Origin of the sequence: Pedomonas sp. (genome assembly GCF_036515995.1) — a bacterium.
GTDB lineage: Bacteria > Pseudomonadota > Alphaproteobacteria > Sphingomonadales > Sphingomonadaceae > Pedomonas.
This window is the reverse complement of the sequence record NZ_DATBUP010000274.1, coordinates 1-19018: the sequence shown is the minus strand read 5'-3', so window position 1 is coordinate 19018 and position 19018 is coordinate 1. Positions and strand designations below refer to the sequence as shown.

The 19018-nt window shown below is 63.6% G+C and carries 19 protein-coding genes; 12 read left to right on the top strand and 7 right to left on the bottom strand.

Annotated features, from left to right (window positions below):
• The 6 genes from VIG90_RS19780 to VIG90_RS19755 form a co-directional block, all read right to left on the bottom strand.
• Nucleotides 1–849: class I SAM-dependent RNA methyltransferase (locus VIG90_RS19780; protein ID WP_331595242.1), on the bottom strand; the 849-nt coding region annotated here is incomplete at its 3' end.
• Nucleotides 846–1589 carry a TlyA family RNA methyltransferase gene (locus VIG90_RS19775; RefSeq protein WP_331595241.1) on the bottom strand — a complete coding sequence of 248 codons (744 nt, stop codon included), beginning with the start codon at nucleotides 1587–1589 and terminating at the stop codon, nucleotides 846–848. The genes VIG90_RS19775 and VIG90_RS19780, both read right to left, overlap by 4 nt.
• 25 nt (nucleotides 1590–1614) lie before the next feature.
• Entirely contained in the window at nucleotides 1615–3531 is a 1917-nt protein-coding gene (gene dxs, locus VIG90_RS19770) for a 1-deoxy-D-xylulose-5-phosphate synthase (protein WP_331595240.1), read from the bottom strand.
• 188 nt (nucleotides 3532–3719) lie between these two features.
• Complete coding sequence (locus tag VIG90_RS19765; protein ID WP_331595239.1) at nucleotides 3720–4619, bottom strand: mechanosensitive ion channel family protein; 900 nt, start codon at nucleotides 4617–4619, stop codon at nucleotides 3720–3722.
• Nucleotides 4620–4797: 178 nt separating this feature from the next.
• Nucleotides 4798–5280 (bottom strand): Fur family transcriptional regulator, encoded by a 483-nt coding sequence (locus tag VIG90_RS19760; RefSeq protein WP_331595238.1) that lies wholly within the window; start codon nucleotides 5278–5280, stop codon nucleotides 4798–4800.
• A 66-nt stretch (nucleotides 5281–5346) separates the two neighbouring features.
• Entirely contained in the window at nucleotides 5347–5775 is a 429-nt protein-coding gene (locus tag VIG90_RS19755; protein WP_331595237.1) for a MerC domain-containing protein, read from the bottom strand.
• A gap of 251 nt (nucleotides 5776–6026) precedes the next feature.
• Here VIG90_RS19755 and VIG90_RS19750 point away from each other — a divergent pair, with 251 nt between their 5' ends.
• The 9 genes from VIG90_RS19750 to VIG90_RS19710 all read left to right on the top strand — a co-directional run bounded on the left by VIG90_RS19750 (nucleotide 6027) and on the right by VIG90_RS19710 (nucleotide 15133).
• Nucleotides 6027–7094, top strand: a complete 1068-nt coding sequence (locus tag VIG90_RS19750; protein ID WP_331595236.1) for a COX15/CtaA family protein — start codon at nucleotides 6027–6029, stop codon at nucleotides 7092–7094.
• A 26-nt stretch (nucleotides 7095–7120) separates the two neighbouring features.
• Nucleotides 7121–7468, top strand: coding sequence for a divalent-cation tolerance protein CutA (cutA, locus tag VIG90_RS19745; RefSeq protein WP_331595235.1), 348 nt, complete (start codon nucleotides 7121–7123; stop codon nucleotides 7466–7468).
• Between the two features lie 13 nt (nucleotides 7469–7481).
• Nucleotides 7482–7874, top strand: a complete 393-nt coding sequence (locus VIG90_RS19740; protein WP_331595234.1) for a DUF2237 domain-containing protein — start codon at nucleotides 7482–7484, stop codon at nucleotides 7872–7874.
• A 150-nt stretch (nucleotides 7875–8024) separates the two neighbouring features.
• The gene (rplM, locus tag VIG90_RS19735; protein WP_331595233.1) at nucleotides 8025–8489 is read left to right on the top strand and encodes a 50S ribosomal protein L13; all 465 of its coding nucleotides are present in this window, start codon (nucleotides 8025–8027) and stop codon (nucleotides 8487–8489) included.
• On the top strand, nucleotides 8489–8974 hold the full coding sequence (gene rpsI / locus VIG90_RS19730; RefSeq protein WP_331595232.1) for a 30S ribosomal protein S9: 486 nt from the start codon (nucleotides 8489–8491) through the stop codon (nucleotides 8972–8974). Before rplM ends, rpsI begins: the two co-directional genes overlap by 1 nt.
• 314 nt (nucleotides 8975–9288) lie before the next feature.
• Nucleotides 9289–11352, top strand: coding sequence for an acyltransferase family protein (locus tag VIG90_RS19725; protein WP_331595231.1), 2064 nt, complete (start codon nucleotides 9289–9291; stop codon nucleotides 11350–11352).
• A 174-nt stretch (nucleotides 11353–11526) separates the two neighbouring features.
• Nucleotides 11527–13728, top strand: a complete 2202-nt coding sequence (locus VIG90_RS19720) for a protein-disulfide reductase DsbD family protein (RefSeq protein ID WP_331595230.1) — start codon at nucleotides 11527–11529, stop codon at nucleotides 13726–13728.
• Between the two features lie 110 nt (nucleotides 13729–13838).
• Nucleotides 13839–14447: a thioredoxin family protein gene (locus VIG90_RS19715; RefSeq protein ID WP_331595229.1), complete on the top strand. Its 609-nt coding sequence runs from the start codon at nucleotides 13839–13841 to the stop codon at nucleotides 14445–14447.
• Nucleotides 14448–14566: 119 nt separating this feature from the next.
• Nucleotides 14567–15133, top strand: coding sequence for a hypothetical protein (locus VIG90_RS19710; protein WP_331595228.1), 567 nt, complete (start codon nucleotides 14567–14569; stop codon nucleotides 15131–15133).
• A gap of 326 nt (nucleotides 15134–15459) precedes the next feature.
• Here the strand turns inward: VIG90_RS19710 and VIG90_RS19705 are convergent, their stop codons facing one another.
• Nucleotides 15460–15930 (bottom strand): VOC family protein, encoded by a 471-nt coding sequence (locus VIG90_RS19705; RefSeq protein ID WP_331595227.1) that lies wholly within the window; start codon nucleotides 15928–15930, stop codon nucleotides 15460–15462.
• Between the two features lie 153 nt (nucleotides 15931–16083).
• Here VIG90_RS19705 and motA point away from each other — a divergent pair, with 153 nt between their 5' ends.
• The 3 genes from motA to VIG90_RS19690 all read left to right on the top strand — a co-directional run bounded on the left by motA (nucleotide 16084) and on the right by VIG90_RS19690 (nucleotide 18783).
• Nucleotides 16084–16992, top strand: a complete 909-nt coding sequence (gene motA / locus VIG90_RS19700) for a flagellar motor stator protein MotA (protein WP_414695530.1) — start codon at nucleotides 16084–16086, stop codon at nucleotides 16990–16992.
• A 160-nt stretch (nucleotides 16993–17152) separates the two neighbouring features.
• Nucleotides 17153–18202, top strand: coding sequence for an N-acetyl-gamma-glutamyl-phosphate reductase (gene argC / locus VIG90_RS19695; protein WP_331595226.1), 1050 nt, complete (start codon nucleotides 17153–17155; stop codon nucleotides 18200–18202).
• A gap of 50 nt (nucleotides 18203–18252) precedes the next feature.
• On the top strand, nucleotides 18253–18783 hold the full coding sequence (locus tag VIG90_RS19690) for a gamma carbonic anhydrase family protein (RefSeq protein WP_331595225.1): 531 nt from the start codon (nucleotides 18253–18255) through the stop codon (nucleotides 18781–18783).
• Nucleotides 18784–19018 lie beyond the last annotated feature (235 nt).

Genomic DNA, 19018 nt, shown 5'->3' with positions numbered 1-19018 from the left:
CCCGGCGAACAGGTCGGCGACCTCCTTGGCCTTGCCAACGGATTCAAGAACGGCGGCCTGCAGGGCGGCCTCCCCATCGGGAGTCGCCTGCAGGAACGCGCCAACCGGCAGACGCACGGGCACGCCGCCGAAACGGATGATGGGTGGACGGCGCTCGATGATGACATCGATGCCAACGCCGGTGTCGATGGACAGGCGGGCGAGATCAGTCTCTTCCGCAAAGCGGGTGAGGAATTCGTCCTGCTGCAAACCCTTCCGCTTGAGGCCGCCGAGCGTCATGTCAACGCCGGTGTCGGTAAGGGTGACGGCGACGCTGGCCGCATGGCCGTCCGTCAGTTCGCGGGCCAGAAGGGCGCGCAAAGGCGCCAGCAGGCGGAACAGATCAGGGTGCAGTACGTGGCACTCGGCAAGATCCACCAGCGTGTGCGCCCGCTCCACATTGAAGCCGAGCTCTATTGCCTTGCCTTTGCGCGTGGCGCGGAAGGTGGCGCGGCGGCGGGTGTTCGGCGGGCTGACATGGGGGGCGGCGATGTTCTCCGGCGGCACGGTGATGTCGTGCTGGCTCAAGGCCATCAGGATCCGGTCGGTCAGCCACGTGTGATACAGCTCGGGGGCCAGATGCTGGAGGGTACAGCCGCCGCATTCCCCGAAATGCCGGCACGGCGGCACGGCCCGGTTCGGTCCGGGAATGAGCTCGACCACCCAGCCCTTCTCGTTCACCACGGCCGTGTCGCCCGGCACGCCGCCGGGCACGTAAACAGGCTTGGACGCGCCGGGGTTGGGCGCAACGCCATCGCCCTGCGCGCCCAGATGGGTCACGGTCAGATTGGTAACAGCCAAGGTGGTCACGCCTGTTTTTCCGCAGCGATCAGAAATTCAACATTGCCTTCAGGCCCGGTGATCGGGCTCTGGGTGATGCCCACCACATGCCAGCCGGGCTGCTCGTTCATCCACGCCTCGATGTCGGCGCAGACCTCCGCGTGCAGTTCGGGGTCACGGACGACGCCGCCCTTGCCCACGCGCTCCTTGCCGACCTCGAACTGGGGCTTGATGAGCGCCGCCAGCCGGGCGTGCGGCCTGGTCAGGGCCATGGCGGCGGGCAGCACGGTCTTGAGCCCGATGAAGCTGGCATCGCACACCACGAGGTCAACCGGCTCGGGGATGATGTCGGTCGTCAGGTGGCGGGCGTTGGTCTTCTCCAGCACCACCACGCGCTCGTCCTGCCGCAGCTTCCACGCCAGCTGGCCGTGGCCCACATCCACCGCATACACCCGGGCCGCGCCGCGTGTCAGCGCCACGTCGGTGAAACCGCCCGTGCTTGCGCCGACATCGATGACAACCGCATTGGTGATGTCCCAGCCGAAATGGGTCAGCGCATGGTCCAGCTTGAGGCCGCCCCGGCTCACCCACGGGTGATCCCGCCCCTTGACCTCAAGCCCGGTCTCTTCGGTAATGGTATCGCCGGCCTTGGTGATCTTGCGCTCACCGGCAAACACGACGCCTGCCATGATAAGCGCCTGAGCGCGGGACCGGCTTTCCACCAGCCCGCGCTCGACCAACGCCTGATCAACACGTATTTTCCGGCTCACGCCTTCAAGTCTCCAGTCCCGGCGATTACGCGGTCGCGGTCGCGGGGGAGTTGTGGCGCAGGGCGGAAAGCGCCGCATCGACGATATGCGGCGCGTTCAGGTGCGCCTCGTCGTACATCTTCTCCGGCTTGTCCTGATCCTGATAGGTATCCGGCAGGCGCAGGGTGCGCACCTTCAGGCCCGCATCGATGAAACCTTCGTCCGACAGGTACGTCAGCACATGCGCGCCGAAACCGCCCACGGCACCTTCTTCCACCGTCAGCACCACCTCGTGGGTGAGCGCCAGCTTGCGGATCAGATCCACGTCCAGCGGCTTGGCGAAGCGCATGTCCGCAACGGTTGCCGACAGACCCTTGGCAGCCAGATCGTCCGCCGCCTTCAGCGCTTCGGTCAGGCGGGTACCGAGCGACAGGATGGCAACCTTGGTGCCTTCCCGCACGATGCGGCCCTTGCCGATTTCAAGGCGCTGCGGCGCCTCCGGCAGCGGCACGCCCGTGCCCTCGCCACGCGGATAACGGCAGGCGATCGGCCCGCTGTCATGCAGCGCCATGGTGTGAACCATGTGCACCAGCTCGGCTTCGTCAGCAGCGGCCATCACCACCATGTTCGGCAGGGTGGCGAGGTAGGCGATGTCAAACGAGCCTGCGTGGGTCGCGCCGTCCGCGCCCACCAGACCGGCGCGGTCGATGGCGAAGCGCACGGGCAGGTTCTGCAACGCCACGTCATGCACCACCTGATCGTAGGCGCGCTGGAGGAACGTGGAGTAGATCGCCGCGAACGGACGATAGCCCTGCGCCGCCATGCCCGCTGCGAACGTGACGGCGTGCTGCTCGGCGATGCCCACGTCGAACGTGCGGGCCGGGAACGCCTTGCCGAAGGTGTCGAGACCCGTGCCGGACGGCATGGCGGCGGTGATGGCCACCACCTTGTCGTCACGCTTGGCCTCGTTCACCAGCGCGTCCGCAAACACCTTGGTGTACTGCGGGGCCTTGGCCTGGGGCTTTACCTGCGCGCCGGTGATCACGTCGAACTTGCTGACGCCGTGGTACTTGTCGGCGCTGGCCTCGGCCGGGGCGTAGCCCTTGCCCTTCTTGGTGACCACGTGGATCAGGATCGGTCCGTCCTTGGCATCGCGCACGTTCTCGAGGATCGGCACCAGATGCTCAAGGTTATGCCCGTCGATGGGGCCGACGTAATAGAAGCCCAGTTCCTCGAACAGGGTGCCGCCGGTCGCCATGCCGCGAGCGAACTCCTCGGCCTTCTGCGCCGCCTTGAACAGCGGGCGCGGCAGGCGCTTGGCCAGCGCGCGGCCGATGTCGCGGATCGACATGTAGGAGCGCGACGAGACCATGCGGGCCAGATACGCCGACAGGCCGCCCACCGGCGGGGCAATCGACATGTCGTTGTCGTTCAGGATGACGATGAGGCGGTTGCCCGCCTGCGCGGCGTTGTTCATCGCCTCGTAGGCCATGCCTGCCGACATCGCGCCGTCGCCGATGACCGCAATGGCTTTGCCCTGCGAGCCGGACAGCTTGTTGGCAATGGCGAAGCCCAGCGCCGCCGAGATGGACGTGGACGAGTGGGCCGTGCCGAACGGGTCGTACTCGCTCTCGGAGCGCTTGGTGAAGCCCGAGAGACCGCCTCCCTGGCGCAGTGTCGTCATGCGGTCGCGCCGGCCGGTGATGATCTTGTGCGGATAGGCCTGATGTCCCACGTCCCAGATCAGCACGTCACGCGGCGTGTCGAACACGTAGTGGAGTGCCACCGTCAGTTCAACGACGCCAAGACCCGCGCCAAGATGGCCACCGGTCTGGCTGACGACATGGATCAGCTCCTGCCGCACCTCTTCTGCCAGCTGGGGCAGCTGTTCGGGCGTCAGACGGCGAAGATCGGCAGGCAGCCGAACCTCATCGAGCAGGGGCGTGTGCGGACGCTGGGTCACGCGAAACTCCACTTCGAATAAGGAATCATGGGCACCTCATAACGAGGAATGGGCTGTATGTCGAATGAACAGCGCAAGTTCCAGCCATTCAGCCCGCTCAGCTGCTTATGAATATAGTACTGCTTGCGGCGGCGAAACACAGCCGGGCGCGTTTCAATTACCCCCTGCCGCCTGCACGGGGTCTTGGGCTAGCCTCTGTCCCCCTTTGCCGCCTGCTCCTTCAGCGCCTCGGCAACCTGCTCATCGGTCAGCGCTGCGGCGGGGGTCTGCCCGACCACGTGCATCACCTGCTGCGGGAACGGAATTTCGATGCCGTTACTGGCCAGCGTTTCCTTCACGTTGCGGTTCAGCTGGGACCAGCGCCTGGTGTATTCCGACGCAGGCACCCAGGCGCGCACGCTCATGTCCACGCTGCTCTGGTTGAGGGCGGTGATGACGACCTCGGGCGCAGGATCGGTCAGCACATCCGGCAAGGCCTGCGCCGTCTCCAGCAGGAGGGCGCGGGCGCGCTCCAGGTCGGCGTCGTAGGCCACGCCCACCAGCACCTCCACTCGCCGCGTGGCGTTGCGGCTGTAGTTGAGGACGTGGGAGGACCAGATCTGCGAGTTGGGCATGGAGACATAAAGGCCGTCGAACCGGCGCATCTCGGTGGTGAACAGGCCGACGCCGATCACCGTGCCGGTGATGCCGCCCACCTCCACCGTCTCCCCCACCCGCAAGGGGCGCAGGAACACCAGCATGATGCCCGCCGCGATGTTCGAGAGGGTGTTCTGCAGCGCAAGGCCGATGGCAAGGCCCGCCGCGCCGAGCACGGCGACGATACTGGTGGGCGAGACGCCAAACTGGGGCAGCGCCATGACGACGACCATCACCATGACGCCGTAGCGCACCACCGCCGCCAGAAACAGCGCCACGGTGTCATCGACCCGGATGCGCTCCATCATCAGCGTCCTGGCTCTCCGGCTCATCCAGCCCGAGATGTACCAGCCGATCAGCAGAATGAGGATCGCGCCCATGACGCCGAGACCGAGGTCAACCGCCCGGTCCACCCAGGGGTACTCCATCAGCCGCTGATATCCGCGCTCCATCTGGCCTCCGCTTGCGCCCGCCACGGCCCGGCGGCAGAATCGAGCCCGCCCGGAGAGACCGTGTATTGTAAGAACCTGTTCAGCGTGAGGTAGCGGAGCGAAGCGCGGCTGACCAGAGGGCAGCGATCAACGGCGGCGATGAGGTGCAGGATGGGGCGATGCAGGGCGGGACGATGCCCTACTCGCCGGTGCAGGTGCCGCAGAGGCCCTTTACCTCGATGACCGGGTGCTCCGGCTTGAAGCCGCGCGCCTTGGCGGCGCTGCGAATCTCGCCGGCAATGCCGTCGTCATCGATGTGGGTGGTCACGCCGCAGCGGTCGCACACCAGAAAGATGCAGTCGTGCACATGGTCCGGATGATCGCAGGCGAGGAACGCATTGCGGCTCTCGATGCGCTTGGCGAGGTTGGTCGCCACGAACAGGTCGAGGATGCGGTAAACCGTGTTGGGGGCGATGCGCCGCCCTTCCCGGGCCGAGACGCGCTCGGCGATATCGTAGGCACTGGCCGGCTGCTCGAAGCTCGACAAAGCTTCGTAAACCGACTGCCGTAGCGGGGTCCACTGCTCGCCCTGACGCTCCAGCGCCGCCTCGGCAGCGGACAGACGCGCGTCAGGCGTCAGATGCTCGCCGTGCTCGCAATGTACAGGATGATCGTGCGCCATAATTTCCTCAACCCCAGCATTACCCCTGTTGAGGGTGCGCCGCAATCTTCGGGGCTGAATATTCGGTCAGGCCGCGTCCTTGAGCCGCGCAACCGGGGCCCTGTGACGAGCGCAGGCGCCGCCGCAGTCCAGCTTCCGCAGGCCGCGCCAGTTGAGCACATGGGCCAGCGCCAGCACGGTGACGCCTGCCACCGTCAGCGCCACCTCGGGCCAGCCGATCATGGCCGGATGCACGCCGGCGGCCATCAGGGCGATGCCCAGCCCGCCCAGCGCCACCGGCGCTGTGCGGCGCAGGCGCAGCCAGCCGCGCCCCAGTGCCCACGCGGCCAGAATGGCGGCGATGGTCAGCGTGTAGAGATGGAATTCATGGCTTGCCGGAGCAGTCAGACTGACGGCGGACAGGCCGACCACGAACGCGCCGCTGGCCAGGCAATGCACCAGGCACAGACCGGACACGCCGATCGCGGAAAAATCCAACCAGTCAGGCCTGGGCATCCAGAATAAACTCCTCGCGTCGGGCCATGATATATTATCACACCGAACTTGCGACAAGCCTTTTCCTGCAATTCTTTCGTGCAAGGTCAATTTGCCCGTAATTGTTTCGCCAGAAGTTGTTTCGTCCGAAGGTCTTTCACCCTTTCCAGGCGACGCCCCGCTTCTCGCGGCGGCGCGCCTGCCGCGCCGCGCCCACGCCTTATGTCGCAGGGGCTTGGCGGCGCTTGCGGTTCCGCCTAGGGGAACTGGCCATGAGCGATACCGTGAAGACCCTGTCTGCCGGGGCTGCCCAGTCGCAGTCGAACCGGCGCGCCGTTGCCACCTGGCTGCTGCTGGTGGCCGGACTTGTTTTCCTGATGGTGATTGTGGGCGGTGCGACCCGGCTGACGGAATCGGGCCTGTCCATCGTCGAGTGGAAGCCGGTGACCGGCACCCTCCCCCCGCTGACGGACGAGGACTGGCACGAGGCGTTCGAGGCCTACAAGCAGATCCCCGAGTATCAGCTTGAGCACGCCTGGATGTCGCTGGATGACTTCAAGGGCATCTTCTGGTGGGAATGGGGCCATCGCCTGCTGGGTCGCCTCATCGGCGTCGCCTTCGCCATTCCGTTCTTCTGGTTCCTGATTCGCCGCCGCGTTCCGCAAGGCTACAAGAAGCCGCTCTGGGGCCTGCTGCTGCTGGGCGGCCTTCAGGGCGCCGTCGGCTGGTGGATGGTCTCCTCCGGCCTGACCGAGCGCACGGACGTAAGCCATTATCGGCTTGCCACCCACCTGGGCATCGCGCTCGCCATTCTGGCAGGCCTTGTGTGGACCGCACTCAACCTGCTGGCCGACCGCACCCGCCAGCCCGCCCCGGCCAGCGCCAACCGCTGGGCCGTGCCGTTCCTGGTGCTGCTGGTGGCGCAGATCGTGATGGGCGCGTTCGTTGCCGGTCTCAACGCGGGCTTCGCCTACAACACCTGGCCGCTGATGGGCGACAGCCTGGTGCCGCCCAACATGTGGGAGGCCGCGCTCGGCTGGCTGAACCTGGCCGAGAACGGCATCGTCGTGCAGTTCATTCACCGCATGATCGCCTACATGCTGGCGCTGGTCGGCGTGCTGTGGATGGTGGACGGCTTCCGCACCGGCATCGAGAGCATGAAGAACCGCGCCATGCTGTTCGGCATCGCGCTCGCCTTCCAGATCGTGCTCGGCATCCTCACAATTCTGCACGCCGTGCCGATCGTGCTGGGCGTGGCGCACCAGGGCGGCGCAGCCGTTCTGCTGGCTGCGGCATTGTTCTATGCGCACCGCGGCCGTAACATCGCCCGGGTTGCCTGAACGACCCCGCAACAGGCGAGGCAAGGATGAGCAGCGCACCAGAGACAGGGCCAGAGACGGACGTCGTGAGCGTCTACGTCACCTTCCCGGCGGACTTTGCCGTGGAGGAGGCCGTCACCGCTCTGGTGCGCGAGAAGCTGGCCGCCTGCGGCAACCTGATGACCGGCGCCACCTCCCTCTACAGCTGGGAGGGGCGCATCGAACGGGACGCCGAGACCATCGCCATATTCAAAACCACGGCGGACCGGATCGAGGCGCTCGTCGCACGCCTGCGCGAAATTCACCCCTATGATACGCCTTGCATTGTCGCATGGCCTGTTATCGGCGGATTTGGCCCCTATCTCGAATGGGTGAAGACAGAAACCCGATTCTAGATCAGGAGGCGGTATGGCCTTCGACGACCCGGTTGAGCGCCACGGTTCGCCGCGCAACGTGCTGGGAGGACGGCTGACCGCCTGCTCCTTCGATCCGCGCACCGGCTTCTATCGGGATGGCTGCTGCAACACCGGGCCGGAAGATATCGGCCTGCACCTTGTCTGCGCGGTGATGACCGAGGAATTCCTCGCGTTCAGCAAGAAGCGCGGCAATGACCTCTCCACCCCCCGCCCCAAGCATGACTTCAAGGGCCTGAAGCCCGGCGATCGCTGGTGCCTGTGCGCCCTGCGCTGGGTGGAGGCACTGCAGGCGGGCGTTGCGCCGCCGCTCAAGCTGGAAGCCACCAACGAGGCGACGCTCCTGCTCATCCCGCTGGAGATTCTCAAACGCCATTCTGCGGACTGAAATCCGACCCCGACAGGCGGTGTGGTATTAAATTACCACACCCCGAAAACCCGCTTTATCCTTGACTTTACGCCTCGCCTCACGCAATTAGCGCACGGTTCGGCGGCGGATTTTCCGTCGTCATTCGTTTCGTGAACACCGAGGCACACCATGAAGACCTACGTCGCCAAACCGGCGGAGGTGGAAAAGAAGTGGCTGCTGATCGACGCTGAAGGTCTTGTTGTAGGCCGTCTCGCCGCGATCATCGCCAACCACCTTCGCGGCAAGCACAAGACCAGCTTCACTCCCCACGTGGATTGCGGCGATAATGTCATTGTCATCAATGCGGACAAGGTGAAGTTCACCGGCCGCAAGCTGACGCAGAAGTTCTACTACCGTCACACCGGTTATGCCGGCGGTATCAAGGAAATCCGCGCCGACAAGGCTCTGGGTGGCCGCTTCCCGGAGCGCGTCCTCGAGAAGGCCGTTGAGCGCATGGTTCCGCGTGGTCCGCTCGGCCGCCAGCAGATGCGCAACCTGCGCGTCTATGCCGGCGCTTCACACCCGCACGAGGCCCAGAGCCCGGTGGTGCTGGACGTGGCATCGATGAACGCCAAGAATAAGCGAGGCGCGTAATGGTCGAGAAGCACACCCTTGAGGACCTGAAGTCCCTCGGCGCTGGCGACGGTGAAGCTGTCACCGCCGCTCCGATTCGCGAGCCGCAGATCGACGCCTACGGCCGCTCCTACGCGACCGGCCGCCGCAAGAACGCCGTTGCGCGCGTCTGGGTGAAGCCGGGCACGGGCAAGATCACCGTCAATGGCCGTGACCAGGAAGTCTACTTCGCTCGTCCGACCCTGCGTCTGGTGATCAACCAGCCGTTCCAGGTCGCTGACCGCGAAGGCCAGTACGACGTGATCGCCACCGTTGTCGGCGGCGGTCTGTCCGGTCAGGCCGGTGCCGTGAAGCACGGCATCGCTCAGGCTCTGAGCCGCTACGAGCCGGCTCTGCGCGGCGCCGTGAAGGCTGCCGGCTTCCTTACCCGCGACGCCCGCGTCGTCGAGCGTAAGAAGTACGGTAAGGCCGGTGCTCGCCGCAGCTTCCAGTTCTCGAAGCGTTAATCGCGACGGAACGGAACTCGGGGCGCAAGCCTACGATTACCGGAAAAAGGGCGTGGTCTTCGGACCGCGCCCTTTTTCTTTGGGGTGAAGGAATGAGAGGGACGCTTGACGCCTTACCAAACGCCAATAAGCCTAACCTTGAAGAAGCAGCAAATTGTCCATACCCCCTCCTCAACCGACTTCTGATATCACCAACTCAGTCCTGAGCTAAGTTATAATGAAAAGAGCCAACCTTTCCTCAACTGGAGCTTGACCAAAATAACAGCCTTAGGTCACAACCTCGCCGTCGCAATCAGAGTTTGAGAGGATAGCGAGTGGAATATCGCAGAGAGGTTGACGGCCTTAGAACCATAGCTGTTTTGCCAGTCATTTTGTTTCATGCCGGCATTTCCCAATTCTCCGGGGGCTTTGTCGGAGTCGATATCTTTTTCGTCATCTCAGGCTATCTCATCACAAGCATAATTTTAAAGGAGATGGAGGCAGGAACCTTCTCTCTAATCCGCTTTTACGAACGCAGAGCGCGCAGGATTTTACCTGCCCTGTTCTTCGTCATGCTGGTTTGCCTCCCCCTTGCTTGGTTATGGATGCTGCCCCGGCAATTCGTCGACTTTTCGCAAAGTTTACTGGCAATAGTTCTGTTCAGCTCAAACGTTCTGTTCTGGAAAGAAGATGATTATTTTGGCGCGGCTTCAGAAGAAAAACCTCTTCTGCACACTTGGAGTCTGGCTGTTGAGGAACAATATTATGTACTGTTTCCAATATTAATTCTAATTGTTTGGCGATTCCACCGGAAGTCCGTCCCTTATTTTCTTGCTGCAATCGCTATCGCTAGCTTAACACTGGCCGAATGGGGATGGCGCAATAATCCTAGTGCAAATTTCTACCTTACCCCTTTCCGGGCTTGGGAACTGCTCATTGGGTCCATTTGCGCTTGGATCAGTTTTGGCGGGAAAATAAGCATTAATTCATGGCGAGATAATTACCTGTCCGCCATAGGACTGGCTCTCATCATTTACGCAATCTTTGCTTTTGACCACTCCACGCCTTTCCCATCCTTATATGCCCTAATCCCCACGTTGGGCACCGCCCTAATCATATTATACGCCACTCCCAATACCTACGCATCTCGGCTACTTTCCACCAAACCATTCGTGGGGATTGGACTAATTAGCTATAGTGCCTACCTATGGCACCAGCCACTCTTTGCCTTTGCAAGACTTGAGAGCCTTAATCCGCCGTCGACAATCACCATGCTTATATTAGCTGCTGCATCTCTAATGCTGGCCTGGCTGACCTGGAGATTTATCGAGGCCCCTTTTCGAAATCGCAAGTCTATTGGACGCACCACAATTTTTATTGGCTCGGCCGCCGGCTGCGCTTTATTTTTGGCTATCGGCCTCTCAGGCCATGTCTCGCGCGGCTTCGTTGCCACGGTCGATCCTGTAGTAGCAGCGCTCAACAATACTAATTCTGATCTCCTACATAAATATACACGTCCATGCTGGTCTAAATTGGATGCAGATCCTTCTGTTAGCGCTGGCTGCCTCATTGGCAACCAGAAGTCGAATACCAGCTTCGCCCTTTTGGGCGACAGCCATGCAGGCGCCCTCTTGAAGGCCATAGACACACAAGCAACAGCCTTGGGTTTGGCAGGAAAAAGTCTCACTTATAGCAGTTGCATCCCACTCAAAGACGCCAACTTGAAACAACCCAATGCCAGAGACAACCTCTGCAGGGAATTACGCAAATCGATATTTTCTTCTCTAAGAGAGAACTCGGGGACACTACCCAAAACAATAATTATACATGGCAGATGGCCCCTCCTTATCGAAGAGATCCGCTTTAATAACAAGGAAGGTGGAGTCGAAGAAGGCGACCCATGGACATGGGATATTAACGACAGTAACGAAAATTACTCGGAACAGATAGCAAAACACCTGACCCGATCGATAGAATCATTTCTTTATACCGGCCGCACCGTGATCCTTATTTATCCGGTGCCTGAGATGGGTTGGAATGTTCCTATGCGTCTGGCGAAAATTTATAAGCGCAACAACTCGATCAAACCTGCCGACGCTTCTGTGTCATATGAAACTTTCCAAGAACGAAATAGGCGGACATTTAAGGTCTTAGATGCAATTTCTCCGGGCAATGGCAAGATAATTAGAATTTATCCCGATCGGATTTTTTGTAACACCCAAATCGGCGGACGGTGTGCTGCCCACCTCAACGGTGAACCTCTCTATTATGATGATGACCACATTTCAGAATTAGCAGCTGGATTAGTAGTAAAAAAAATAATGGAATCTCTCACTGATGAAATAAACAGTGGAGACCATTACTCTGATAATTTAGGTCAAAGCGCATCTAATTTATAAAACGATTATTCTATGCGGCGTGGTCTTCGGACCGCGCCCTTTTTCTTTGGGCCGACATGTGCGGCCGCTGCGACCAAGCGACGAAGGGAAAAGCCGAAGCCCCTCGTATCAACTTTTGGCGTAGGATCTTCCGGCAGACTTTCGCCTTCTCATCAACCTACCTATTCTCGGGCCATGCTGAAAACACTCTCCCTCGCAGGTGCAATCGTCCTCGCCGCAACGGGCACGGGGCTGGCCAATCCGGTGTCGCGCACGCACACCACCGTGGAACTGACGGCCGAGACCGCCTCGGTTGCGCCGGGCAAGCCGCTGGCGCTGGCGCTCACCATGACGCCGCAGCCCAAGTGGCACACCTACTGGAAGAACCCCGGCGACAGCGGCATGGAGACCACGGTGACGTGGCAGCTGCCCGAAGGGTTCAAGGCGGGTGAGCTGGAGTACCCGACCCCGATCCGCCTGCCGTTCGGCGGCGAGTTGCTGAACTTCGCCTACGAGGGGGCCTCGACCCTGCTTGTCACGCTGACCCCGCCGGCTGATCTGAAGCCGGGCGGCTCCGTGCCGATCAGCGCCAAGGTTGCCTGGCTGGTGTGCGACGACCAGCAGTGCGTGCCCGAGGACGCGGAGCTGAAGCTCACCCTGCCCGCGGGCGACGGCGCGGCGGCCCCCGCCAAGCGCGACCTGTTCGCCAAGGCCCGCGCCGCCATGCCGACGCACGTCGACTGGCCGGTGAAGTTCGCCACTTCAGATGACCGCTTCACCCTGCACACGCCGTGGGCGCTGCCGGATACCGACATCGAGGAAGTGCTGTTCTTCCCGCTGGAGGACGGCGTCATCTCCTACACCGCGACGCAGGACGCGCAGGTGGCGGATGGGCGGCTCCGCCTCAGCATTCCGGTGGGCTACAAGCCGGACATGGAGACGGTGACCGGCATTCTCACCGTGAGGCTGGCGGGCGCGCCCAAGCCGGATGCCTTCTTCATCACCGCCACGCGGGACGACAGCCTGTCTGCCGCGCTGCCTCCGGGCAAGGTGATCACCAGCGGCGGCATGGACGGCCATTCCTCCCCGGGCGGCGGCAGCAATGCCGCCGTTGGCGCGTCTGGCGGCGCGACTGGCCCAGATGGGGCTGGCACGGATGGAGCGGGCGTGAGCCTGCCGCTGGCGCTCGTCTCCGCGCTGCTGGGCGGCCTGCTGCTCAACCTGATGCCGTGCGTGTTCCCCATCCTCAGCCTGAAGGCGCTCAGCCTTGCCCGCGCCGGCGGCGGCTCGGAGCGCGAAGCCCGCACCGAAGGGCTGGCCTATACGGCGGGCGTGCTGGTCACCATGGGCCTGCTCGGCGGGCTGCTGCTGGCGCTGAAGGCGGGCGGCGAGGCGGTGGGCTGGGCCTTCCACCTGCAGGACCCGCGCATGGTCGCCCTGCTGGCGCTGCTGATGACCGCCATCGGCCTCAATCTGGCGGGCGTGTTCGAGATCACCACCCGCCTTGCGGGCAGCGGGCAGAGCCTCGTCTCGCGCGGCGGCGCGCAGGGCTCGTTCTGGACCGGCGCGCTGGCCGTGCTGGTCGCCACCCCCTGCACCGCCCCGTTCATGGCGGCGGCGCTGGGCGCGACCCTCACCCTGCCGCCCGCGCTCAGCTTCCTTGTGTACCTTGCGCTCGGCCTCGGCATGGCGCTGCCATTCCTGCTGCTGGGCTTCATTCGCCCGCTGCGCGCCCTGCTGCCGCGCCCCGGCGCGTGGATGGACACGTTCCGCCGCGTGCTCGCCTTCCCCATGTTCGCCACTGCCCTGTGGCTGTTCTGGATCGTCGGCCGTCAGCTCGGGCTGGACGCCATGGTGGCGGGCCTCGCCGTCGCGCTGCTGATGGCGCTCGGCCTGTGGCTGATGGGCCGGGGACAGGGCACCGGCAAGCCGATGCGTCTCGGCTGGGGGCTGGCCGCACTGCTCGTCGCCCTTGCCGGCGGGCTCAGCGTGCCCAGGCTCGGCGTGACGCAAGCCGTTGCCAGCAATGGCGCGCCCGTGCAGACCGCCGGCGGTCTGAGCGTGGAGCCGTTCAGCGAGGCCAAGCTCAACGACCTGGTGCAACAGGGCAAGCCGACGTTCGTGTACTTCACGGCGGACTGGTGCGTGACCTGCAAGGTCAACGAGCGGGTGGCGCTGGAGCGCGCCGAAGTCGCTGATGCCTTCAACGCCGCCGGGGTTTCCGTGCTGGTGGGGGACTGGACCCGGCGCGACGATGCCATCACCGCCGTGCTGCGCCGCCATGGCCGGGACGGCGTGCCGCTTTATCTCTACTTCCCCAAGGGTTCGACCGCCGACGCGCCGGTGGTGCTGCCCCAGATCCTGACGCCTTCGCTGCTCATCGAGACGGTGGCGTAAGGCGCGCTGTCATCCGTTGCGTTCCGTCACCCGTTGCGTTCCGTCACCTGTATTCAGCGCCCAAGGTTGGAACCGCCAGGCGTTCCAATAACTGCCGGAGGAATTGACGCATGAAACCCCTGTCCCTGCTGTCCGCCCTCGCCGTATCGGTCGCCCTCGCCGCCCCGGCGCTGGCCGCGCCCAAGGTCGGCGCGCCCGCCCCTACCTTCACCGCCGTTGATTCCAACGGCAAGAGCCATTCGCTGGCCGACTACAAGGGCAAGACCGTGGTGCTGGAGTGGCACAACCTCGACTGCCCGTTCGTGAAGAAGCATTACAACAGCGGCAACATGCAGACGCTGCAGAAGTCCGCCACCCAGGACGGCGTGGTGTGGCTGACGGTCAACTCGTCCGCCAGCGGCCTGCAGGGCCACCTGACCCCGAAGGCGGCCAATGATCTGCTGGCAGCCCAGAAGGCCGCGCCGAGCGCCTATCTGCTGGACGAGAAAGGCACGGTCGGCCGCCTGTACGAAGCCAAGACCACGCCCCATATGTATGTGATCGACCCCAAGGGGACGCTGGTCTACATGGGCGCGATCGACGACAAGCCGACCGCCAACCCGGAAGACATCAAGACCGCAAAGAACTATGTGACCGCCGCGCTCACCAGCGTGAAGGCGGGCAAGCCGGTGGCGGAGAATGCCACCAAGCCCTACGGCTGCTCGGTGAAGTACCAGTAAGCGCGCAAACCGGCGGTCGGCCGGGGAGACATAAAAGCCACACATGGCGGCGTGCGCGGCATGCCGCCATTTGCGGCGGCCCCCATGGGTGCTAAACGTTGCGGGTGGAGATGAAATCTATGTCGAACAGTCTTTCCCTTCCCGCCCTGGCCCTTCCCGCCCTGGCCACCGTTCTGGGCACAGTTCTGGGCCTTGCCCTGCTGACGCCGTCCGCCTTCGCGCAGACGGATCCGCAGTCTCCGGCCGAGCCCCGGCCCGAAACCGCCACCCAGCCGGCGGACGTGCAGCCGGTCGTGTCACCGGGCACCCAGGCGGCCCGCGCCGCCTCGAGTCAGGCGCCGAGCACCACCGAGCAGTACCAGCGCCGCATTCGTCAGGCGATCACGCCCGATGAAGTCCGCCGCGCCTGCGCCGCCCCCAACGGCAGCCTGACCGTGGGCGAGGAAATCATCGTCTGCGCCGAGCGCGACCCGCAGCAGCGCTACCGCGTGCCGGGCGAGACGGTGACCCGCGAGGTGGATCCGGCGCAGGATTCGCCCACCGCCAAGGCCAACCGCGTGATGAAGGCGAATGACGACGCCCCCGTCGGCCCCGGTGCCGAGCGGGCGCGCGGCGCACTCAACCCGATCGCGCTGGGCAAGTGGCTGAAGGACATCGGCGAGAAGGCGACCGAAGAGGAAGAATAAGCGCAAGATCAGGCGTCTGGCCTGCAGGACAGCCCCCTTACGGGTGCCTGACCCAACCCGAGCCCCCGGCCCCCAGCCTTCGAGCTGACGGCGCGGGGGCTTTTCTTTTGCAGCGCCCCAAGGGAAGAACGGCACCGTCCAACGTGCCGCACGCGAAAAAGCCGCGCCACGAACCCGTTCAGGGCTCGTGGCGCGAGGTTACCGAAGTCATCCAGAAGAGAGATGGGAAAGAGCGAAGTCTTTCCTTTTCGTACAGTTAGAGCGAGCCGGGCCGACGGCAAGGCGGACTGGAAGCCTGATGACACACGAAAGGCCCGCCCCCGGCCCTACTTGGGATCAAGCCGCGCGAGGCAGACGCTCACGCCCAGTTCGCCTGCGGTGTTCAGGACGGCTTCCTGATAGCGGCTGAATTTTCCGCCCAGATGGCTGTCGATTTCCTGCCGGGTGTAATCAAGCGCGTGAATGCTGCCGAAGCCAGCCTCGGTTGCCCGAGCGCGAGCCGCGTCCACATCGTCGACGCCGAAGAAGACGCTCATCACCCCTTCGCCATGAGTTTCGAGATAGGCCGAGACGGCGCTGGTCTTCTCGCGGCCGGGCAGAGGCGCGCACAGCTCGATGCCGGCATCCCACGCAATGGACACGGAGATGCCGAAGGCCTCGCCCGTCCAGTGCGCGTCCTCGAAGGTTGCACCGAGAAGATCTGTATAGCGCTGCTTTGCAGCTTCCAGATCGCGCACCGCGATCATAACCCTGTTTACCCCGCGCAGGCCCATGTCCCACCTCGCCAGCCAGATCATTTCGATTAAACTCTATGGACGATATCGCAGACTGACGGTCAGATAAGCTGGCAGGATAGACAGCCTGTTTGCTTGCCCTGCATGGTCCGGCAGAACACGGAAGGCCCGCCCCCTCACCCGTTGGTAACCTCGCTTTAAGCATAAGGGGTCAGAATGGCCGCGGTTAACCAACTTGGGTCCGCGTGCGCCATGTTCATCATCATCGGTCTCGTTGTCGTCTTTGTCTGCGTCTTCGGCTCGTTCGTCCTGGCCGGAGGCAAGTTCGACATCATCCTTCACGCGGCTCCGCACGAACTCATGGCCGTGGGCGGCGGCGCGCTCGGCGCGTTCATCGTCGGCAATTCCATGTCTGTGCTGAAGAAGGCGGGCAAGGGCATCGGCCGCGCCTTCAAGGGCGAGAAGTGGAAGAAGGACGACTACAAGGATCTGCTGTGCCTCCTGTTCCTGCTGGTCAAGACGGTGCGCACCAAGGGCATCGTCGCCATTGAATCGCACATCGAGCGGCCGGAAGAGTCCAAGATCTTCCAGCAGTTCCCGCGCCTGCTGGCGGACCACCATCTCATCGAGTTCATCTGCGACTACCTGCGCATGCTGACCATGAACTTCGAGGATCCGCACCAGGTGGAAGACGCCATGGACAAGGATCTGGAGAAGCACCACGAGGAAGAGCATCAGGCCCAGCATGCCCTGCAGATCATGGCGGACGGCCTGCCCGCCATCGGCATCGTGGCGGCCGTGCTCGGCGTGGTGAAGACTATGGGCTCGATCGACCAGCCCACGGAGATCCTCGGCGCGATGATCGGCGGCGCTCTGGTCGGCACCTTCCTCGGCGTGCTCTTGTCCTACTGCGTCGTCGGGCCCATCGCCCAGCGCCTCGGGCAGGTGCTGGAGGCCGAGGGCAAGTTCATGAACCTCGCCAAGATCGTCATCGTTGCGCACCTTCAGGGCCTCGCCCCGCAGGTGGCGGTGGAGATCGGCCGCCGCAACACGCCGAGCGAGCTGGCTCCCAGCTTCAACGACCTGGAAGAGGCGCTGGGCGAGCTGCCCAACAACCTGGCATAAGACCAGCCCGAGCCGCATCGGACAGAAACAGGGGTGGCGCCGCAAGGCGCGCCCTTTGTTTCGTTCATGAAGCCTGCCGTGTTGATGGCTTGCACCTTGCCGAGCAGGTGCCTACTGTGCGCCGGTTTTTGTGACAGTCTGTTTCACGGGAATTCGGCCAATGACCAAGCTGAAGATCGCGGTGCTGGGCGCCTCCGGCTACACGGGCGCGGACCTCATCCGCCTAGCCCTCACCCATCCGCAGATCGAGATCGTGGCGCTCTCGGGCGAACGCAAGGCAGGGCAAACGGTTGATGCCGTGTGGCCGCACTTCAAGGCCTATCCGCTGCCCGATCTGGTGACGGCCGAATCCATCGACTTCGCCCAAGTGGACGCTGTGTTCGGCTGCCTGCCGCACGCCACCAGCCAGCAGATCATCAAGCAGATCTTCAGCGGCCCGAACCCGCCCAAGGTGATCGACCTTTCCGCCGACTTCCGCCTGCGGGACGCTGCCACCTACGAGGAGTGGTACGGCAACCCGCACGCGGCGCTGGAGCTGCAGGACGAGGCGGTCTACGGCCTGACCGAGCACGCCCGCGAGAAGCTGAAGACGGCCCGCCTCGCCGCCTGCCCCGGCTGCTACCCGACCGCCGCGCTGCTGGCGCTCATTCCGCTGCTTGAGGGCAAGCGCATCGCGCCGCGCAACATCACCATCAATGCGCTCTCCGGCGTCTCCGGCGCGGGCCGCAGCCTGAAGGAAGCCAACCTGTTTCCGGAAGTGGCCGAGGCCATAGCCCCCTACGGGCTGGGCCACCACCGTCACATGCCGGAAATCGAGCAGGAACTTGGAAAAGCCGCAGGCGAAAAGCTTTACGTCAGCTTCACGCCGCACCTCGTTCCCATCAACCGGGGCGAGCTGGAGACCATCACCGTCGAGCTGACGGACGGCCAGAGCGCCGACTCACTGCGCGAGGCTCTCGCCCAGCGCTACGCGGACGAGCCGTTCGTGCACGTGCTGCCCAAGGGCGTCGCGCCCGCCACGCGCATGGTGCGCGGCTCCAACCACTGCGTCATCAACGTGTTCCCCGACCGGATTCCGGGCCGCGCCATCGTCGTCTCGGCCATCGACAATCTGGTGAAGGGCTCTTCCGGTCAGGCCATCCAGAACTTCAACGTGATGTTCGGCCTGCCTGAAACCATGGGTCTGGAACAGGCGCCGCTGTTCCCCTGATCAGCACCGCCGCTGCCCCGCCTAAGTTCCGTTTTGACGAAAGGATTGCCATGCCGGTCTATGCCCTTGGCGACAAGGTTCCCCAGATTGCGGAAGACGCCTTCATCGCGCCCGGCGCGCAGGTGATCGGCGATGTCGTGATCGGCTCGCGCACGTCCATCTGGTTCAACGTGGTGGTGCGCGGGGACGATCACTCGATCCGCATCGGCTCGGGCACCAACATTCAGGACGGCACGGTGGTCCACATCAGCAAGGACACCCACCCGACCACCATCGGCAACGACATCCTGATCGGCCACATGGCGCTGTTGCACGGCTGCACGCTGGAAGACGGCTGTTTCGTCGGCATGCACTCCACCGTGATGGACGGCTGCGTGGTGGAGAAGAACGCATTCCTGGCGGCAGGCTCGCTGCTGACGCCGGGCAAGCGCGTGCCCTCCGGCCAGATGTGGGGCGGCCGTCCGGCCCGCTACATCCGCGATCTCGCGCCCGAGGAACTGGAACTGCTGAAGGGCGGCCCGCAGCACTATGCCGAACTGGCCCAGCAGTACCGGACCGAGCTGACGCTGATTACTGAGTGATTTCCATTACTGAGTGATTTCTTTTCGCAGGAGGGGCTTGTCCCTCCTGGCAACCTCCCTTTTGTTTTAACGGGACGTACGCGGCATGTTCTGTTGAGCCTTCCCTTCCTTTCCGTTTCTTGCCTCTGCTTGGGGATTTGCCGGGGGTCGAGGGAGCTTTACGGTGACCGGGGAGTCAGGGGGTTTCCAGAGCGTGAGGCAGAGCAATTATATCAATTGTTGGGATGAGATGCCC

Bases quoted from the DNA above. Each gene is read 5' to 3' on its own strand.
- VIG90_RS19765 (WP_331595239.1), bottom strand. From the start codon at position 4,619: ATGGAGCGCGGATATCAGCGGCTGATGGAGTACCCCTGGGTGGACCGG.
- VIG90_RS19705 (WP_331595227.1), bottom strand. From the start codon at position 15,930: ATGATCTGGCTGGCGAGGTGGGACATGGGCCTGCGCGGGGTAAACAGG.
- VIG90_RS19750 (WP_331595236.1), top strand. From the start codon at position 6,027: ATGAGCGATACCGTGAAGACCCTGTCTGCCGGGGCTGCCCAGTCGCAG.
- rpsI (WP_331595232.1), top strand. From the start codon at position 8,489: ATGGTCGAGAAGCACACCCTTGAGGACCTGAAGTCCCTCGGCGCTGGC.
- argC (WP_331595226.1), top strand. From the start codon at position 17,153: ATGACCAAGCTGAAGATCGCGGTGCTGGGCGCCTCCGGCTACACGGGC.
- motA (WP_414695530.1), top strand. From the start codon at position 16,084: ATGGCCGCGGTTAACCAACTTGGGTCCGCGTGCGCCATGTTCATCATC.
- VIG90_RS19720 (WP_331595230.1), top strand. From the start codon at position 11,527: ATGCTGAAAACACTCTCCCTCGCAGGTGCAATCGTCCTCGCCGCAACG.
- VIG90_RS19755 (WP_331595237.1), bottom strand. From the start codon at position 5,775: ATGCCCAGGCCTGACTGGTTGGATTTTTCCGCGATCGGCGTGTCCGGT.
- cutA (WP_331595235.1), top strand. From the start codon at position 7,121: ATGAGCAGCGCACCAGAGACAGGGCCAGAGACGGACGTCGTGAGCGTC.
- VIG90_RS19740 (WP_331595234.1), top strand. From the start codon at position 7,482: ATGGCCTTCGACGACCCGGTTGAGCGCCACGGTTCGCCGCGCAACGTG.
- VIG90_RS19710 (WP_331595228.1), top strand. From the start codon at position 14,567: ATGTCGAACAGTCTTTCCCTTCCCGCCCTGGCCCTTCCCGCCCTGGCC.
- VIG90_RS19760 (WP_331595238.1), bottom strand. From the start codon at position 5,280: ATGGCGCACGATCATCCTGTACATTGCGAGCACGGCGAGCATCTGACG.
- rplM (WP_331595233.1), top strand. From the start codon at position 8,025: ATGAAGACCTACGTCGCCAAACCGGCGGAGGTGGAAAAGAAGTGGCTG.
- VIG90_RS19715 (WP_331595229.1), top strand. From the start codon at position 13,839: ATGAAACCCCTGTCCCTGCTGTCCGCCCTCGCCGTATCGGTCGCCCTC.
- VIG90_RS19690 (WP_331595225.1), top strand. From the start codon at position 18,253: ATGCCGGTCTATGCCCTTGGCGACAAGGTTCCCCAGATTGCGGAAGAC.